The sequence below is a fragment of the Endothiovibrio diazotrophicus genome (assembly GCF_054657215.1).
Map to the genome: position 1 here is coordinate 1 of NZ_BAAHXB010000193.1, position 4,846 is coordinate 4,846.

The 4,846-nt window shown below is 69.8% G+C and carries 4 protein-coding genes; 1 reads left to right on the top strand and 3 read right to left on the bottom strand.

Annotated features, from left to right (window positions below; translation table 11 throughout):
- Nucleotides 1-271: 271 nt before the first annotated feature.
- The 3 genes from ACYQ2W_RS25220 to ACYQ2W_RS25230 are packed head-to-tail and all read right to left on the bottom strand — an operon-like array spanning nucleotide 272 to nucleotide 3,269.
- Nucleotides 272-1,057: a M90 family metallopeptidase gene (locus ACYQ2W_RS25220; protein ID WP_459873628.1), complete on the bottom strand. Its 786-nt coding sequence runs from the start codon at nucleotides 1,055-1,057 to the stop codon at nucleotides 272-274.
- Nucleotides 1,054-2,097: a class I SAM-dependent methyltransferase gene (locus tag ACYQ2W_RS25225; protein WP_459873630.1), complete on the bottom strand. Its 1,044-nt coding sequence runs from the start codon at nucleotides 2,095-2,097 to the stop codon at nucleotides 1,054-1,056. The genes ACYQ2W_RS25220 and ACYQ2W_RS25225 overlap by 4 nt, the downstream gene beginning before the upstream one ends.
- Nucleotides 2,094-3,269, bottom strand: a complete 1,176-nt coding sequence (locus ACYQ2W_RS25230; RefSeq protein ID WP_459873632.1) for an acetylornithine transaminase — start codon at nucleotides 3,267-3,269, stop codon at nucleotides 2,094-2,096. Before ACYQ2W_RS25230 ends, ACYQ2W_RS25225 begins: the two co-directional genes overlap by 4 nt.
- Before the next feature lie 326 nt (nucleotides 3,270-3,595).
- Here ACYQ2W_RS25230 and recA point away from each other — a divergent pair, with 326 nt between their 5' ends.
- Nucleotides 3,596-4,639, top strand: a complete 1,044-nt coding sequence (gene recA, locus ACYQ2W_RS25235; RefSeq protein ID WP_459873634.1) for a recombinase RecA — start codon at nucleotides 3,596-3,598, stop codon at nucleotides 4,637-4,639.
- Nucleotides 4,640-4,846 lie beyond the last annotated feature (207 nt).

The window sequence follows — 4,846 nt, forward strand, 5'->3', positions numbered from 1 at the left end:
CCGGGCGGAGTGGCTCGGCGTTCCAAAACAGGAAGTTATTCTTTCGCGGGCCCTAAGCACTCCTTTCCGCGCCGGGCAAAAAAAGCGGGGCCGTTCGGCCCCGCTTTTTTTGCCCGGCGCGGAAAGGAGAGATGGGGGGTGTTGGGGTAGGTCGGCGTTACCGCGCCGACGTGAACGAGGGCACCGTTTCATAGGTTTCTGCCGTACTTGCCGAACAGGGTGCCTGATCGGCGTTCCCTTCACGAGGAAGGGCGGCGACGGCGGGCGAGGATCACGCAGGATCGACGTCGGTCAGGCGGGCGGCGGGGTCCTGACGGTAGAGGCGGGTGTAGAGGTCGTAGACCTCGGGGTAGGCGTCGCGCAGCCAGTGGGGGAGCTCGAAGAAGAGCTCGCCGGTGACCGCCAGGAACTCCTCCGGGGCCTCCGCGGCGTAGGGGTCGAGCCAGTACTCCTCACCGCCGTCGAGTCGCCGGCAGTGATCGTCGTAGGCGGCGGCCAGGGTCTCGCTCCACTCGCGCGGGGCGATCGTCTGCGGCAGCGGCGGGCGGCCGTTGGCGATCCCTCCCTCAAGGGCGTCGAGCTTGTGGATCATCTCGTGGATCACCACGTTGACCCCGTCGCGCCGCAGCCCCTCCTCGATTTCGGCCGCGGCGAGGATCACCGGGCCGCGGTCCCACGACTCGCCGGTCAGCGGGCGGCGGATGCGGTGGGCCACCCCGTCCTCGTCCACCGCGTCGAATTCGGAGACGAACTCCGCCGGATAGATCACCACCGAGACCCAGTCGCGGTAGTGGTCGAGTCCAAGGTGGAGGATCGGCAGGGCGGCCTGGAGGGCGAGCAGGCGGCGCTGCCGCTCATCGAGAGCCGCCCCCCGGGCGAGCTCCAGGGATTTCTCGTGGAGGAACAGCCGCGCCAACTGCCACAGCCGCTCCCGCTCCCCGTCGTTCAGCCCCTCCAGCAGCGGCAGCCGCGCCATCTCGTCGAACCACAGCGGGGCCTCCGTGCGCCACCCCTCGAGCAGCCGGCGGCGGCGCCGTTGGCGCAGCCAGCCGATCATCGCCGACGGGCGCGGAAGACCCGGAAGCGCCCATCCTCGAACAGCGTCTCCGGCGGATGGAAACACTCGCCGAGCATCCGCTCGAGAGGCAGGAAGCGGTTGACCACCGCCAGCAGCTCCCCATCGGGCTCCAGGTGGTCGGCGGCGCGGGCGGCCAGTTCGGCGTGGACCCGATAGTCGGTGGTCACCCCCTGGTGGAACGGGGGGTTGGTGACGATGGCGGAGAAGCGCTCGCGTACCGCCGAGAAGGTGTCGGAGGGGTAGACGCGGGCATTCTCCAGGCGGTTGAGTTCCAGCGTGCGGCGGCTCGCCTCCAGCGCCAGGGCGGAGGTGTCCACCAGCTCCACCGAACTCTCCGGGTGGCTGCGGGCGATGGCCGCACCGATCACCCCGGCGCCGCAGCCCAGGTCGAGGATGCGCCCGTGGGCGTCGGGTAGCTCCAGGTGTTCGAGCAGCCGCGCGCTGCCCTCGTCGAGGCGGCCGTGGCTGAACACCCCGGGCAGGCTGGCCACCGCCAGCGGGCCCGCCGCGGTGGCCAGCTCCCAACGGCTCTCCCACCCCTCCAGTCCCGCCGTCTGCGGCTGGCCGGGGGTGGCGGCGAAGAGCGCGGCGTGGCACGCGCTGTCCACCTTGATCACCTTGCGGAAGGGTCCCTCCAGCCGCTTGCCGGCCGATTTGATCCCCTCCTTGTTCCCTCCCGCCAGCAGCAGTGCGCCCTCCTCGGTGAGCAGCCGGCGGCTCATCGCGGCACCCATCGCCAGCGGCTCCTTGCCTTTCGGCAGGAACAGCACGACCGCCCCGGGGGGCGGCTCCTTCTCAGATTCCAGATCGAGCCAGGCGGCGAAGCGGATGCGTGCGGTGGGGCCGCCGACGCGTTCCAGGACGGCGAAATCGCGCACCAGGAAGCGCGCTGGCGGGGCCGCCTCGGCCAGCGCGCGTAGGCTGGCGGCGTCCGGGGGATCGACGAACAGCGGGCGGCGGTCGCGCCAGCGCACGGCGTGGCGCAGCAGCAGTCGGGTGGTGCCGGGCAGCTCGCTCATGGTCTGCCCGACAGTTCGCCGAGGATCCCGTCGAGGATGCCGATCATCCGCACGATCTCTTCCTCGCTGACGCTGAGCGACGGCATGAAGCGCAGGGTGGCGGGACGCGGGGCGTTGAGCAGCAGGCGCCGCTCCAGGGCGAGGGCCACTGCCGCCGCGGCGATCGGCTCCACCGTGTCGAGGGCGAGCAGCAGGCCGCTGCCGCGAACCTCGCCCAGGCCGTGGCGGGCGGAGAGCCCCTCCAGGGCCTCGCGCAGATCTGCCCCGCGGGCCTGTGCCCGCTCCAGGAAACCGGGGGCGGTGAGGGTGTCGAAGACCGCCGTGGCGGCGGCGCACACCAGCGGGTTGCCGTTGAAGGTGCCCCCTTGGTCGCCGTGCTCGAAGACGCAGGCCCCCTCCTTGGCCACCAGCGCGGAGATCGGCACGCCGCCGCCGAGCCCCTTGCCCAGGGTCATGATGTCCGGCTCCACCCCGCTCGCCTGGTAGGCGAACAGCGGGCCGGTGCGCCCCATGCCGGTCTGCACCTCATCGAAGATCAGCAGCAGGCCGTGGCGGTCGGCCAGTTCGCGCAGGCCGCGCAGGAAGGCGTGGTCCGCCGGGATCACCCCGGCCTCACCCTGCACCGGCTCCAGCATCACCGCCACGGTGCGCGGGCTGACCGCCGCCTCCACCGCCGCCAGGTCGTTCAGCGGCACCTTGGGAAAACCGGGGACCTTCGGCTCGAACAGCGACGCCCACTGCGGCTTGCCGGTGGCCGACATGGTGGCCAGGGTGCGGCCGTGGAAACCGTGCTCCATGGTGATGATCTCGAAGGCGCCGCCGCGGTGCAGCGCGCCCCACTTGCGCGCCAGCTTGATCGCCCCCTCATTGGCCTCGGCGCCGCTGTTGGCGAAGAACACCCGGTCGAAGCCGCTGTGGGCGGTGATCCGCCCGGCCAGATCGAGCATCGGCCGGTTGTAGAAGGCGGGACTGGCGTTGAGCAGCCGGCCGGCCTGGGCGGCGATCGCCTCCGCCACCGGCTGCGGCGAGTGGCCGAGGCAGTTGACCGCCCAGCCCTGGACGAAGTCGAGGTAGTCATCCCCCCGCTCGTCGGTGAGCCACGAGCCGCGGCCCGAGACGAACACCAGCGGCGGGCGGCTGGTGATCTCCATCAGTGAATCGAAGGTCTCCATTTGCGTGATCGACTCCGCGTTGCAGGTGAACCGGACAAGCCGCCGACGATAGCACAACGCAGCGATGACTCGCGGTTTCCACAGAGGTCGGCGCTACCGCGCCGATGTGAGCGAGGGCAGCGCTTGCGGCCATGACCATCATTCCGCGCGGCGCATTCCGTTCGGCAAGTCGGGCAGAAATGCCGTCGGGCGGTGCCTCCGTTCGCATCGGTGTGACAGAGCCGACCCGCCGTCACGTCGATATCGACTCCAGGGGTAGGCAGCATCCGCGGGGGTGTGCTACCCTTCCGTTCATTGCATGTATAAAACAACAGGTGGCAAGCAGAATGGACGACAATCGCAAAAAGGCGCTGGGCGCCGCATTGAGCCAGATCGAGCGGCAGTTCGGCAAGGGCGCGGTGATGCGCATGGGCGACGTCAGCGCGGTGCGCGACGTCGAGGCGATCTCCACCGGTTCGCTCGGCCTTGATATCGCGCTCGGCATCGGTGGCCTGCCGAAGGGACGGGTCATCGAGATCTACGGCCCGGAGTCCTCGGGCAAGACCACCCTCACCCTGCAGGTGATCGCCGAGGCGCAGAAGAAGGGCGGCACCTGCGCCTTCGTCGATGCCGAGCACGCCCTCGACCCCAGCTACGCCGAGAAGCTCGGCGTGCAGGTGGACGAGCTGCTGGTCTCCCAACCCGACACCGGCGAGCAGGCGCTGGAGATCACCGACATGCTGGTCCGTTCCGGGGCGGTCGACGTGGTGGTGGTCGACTCGGTGGCCGCGCTCACCCCGAAGGCGGAGATCGAGGGGGAGATGGGCGACTCCCACGTCGGCCTGCAGGCGCGGCTGATGTCCCAGGCGTTGCGCAAGCTCACCGCCAACATCAAGCGCTCCAACACCCTGGTGATCTTCATCAACCAGATCCGCATGAAGATCGGCGTGATGTTTGGCTCTCCGGAGACCACCACCGGCGGCAACGCGCTGAAGTTCTACGCCTCGGTGCGCCTCGACATTCGCCGCATCGGATCGATCAAGAAGGGCGACGAGGTGATCGGCAACGAGACCCGGGTGAAGGTGGTGAAGAACAAGATGGCCCCGCCCTTCAAGCAGGCGGAGTTCGAGATCCTCTATGGTGAGGGTTCCTCGCGCGAGGGCGAGCTGATCGACCTCGGGGTGAAGGAGGGGATCGTCGACAAGGCGGGCGCCTGGTACAGCTACAACGGCGACCGCATCGGCCAGGGCAAGGACAACGTGCGCAACTTCCTCAAGGAGAACCCGGAGATCGCCAACGACATCGACACCAAGCTGCGCGCCAAGCTGCTGCCGCAGCGCGGGGCCGCTGCCGAGGCGGGGGCCGGTGAGACCTCGGCCTCGGAGGACTAGGCCTGCCCTTTACCCACAAATCGGCCATCAGTGAGTCGCTGGGCGGTCAGCCGCAAGGCGCGCTCTCGCCGGGGCAGCCGCCCTGCCTCAAGAGAGCGCAAGGCTTACCGCGTCCTGCTCGCGCCCCTCCCCTACATCCCTGTAGGGGACGCGGCGGATGGCCGCCCAGCGGCTCACCCGAAGGGCGCCCCCCAGAAGCGCCAGGCC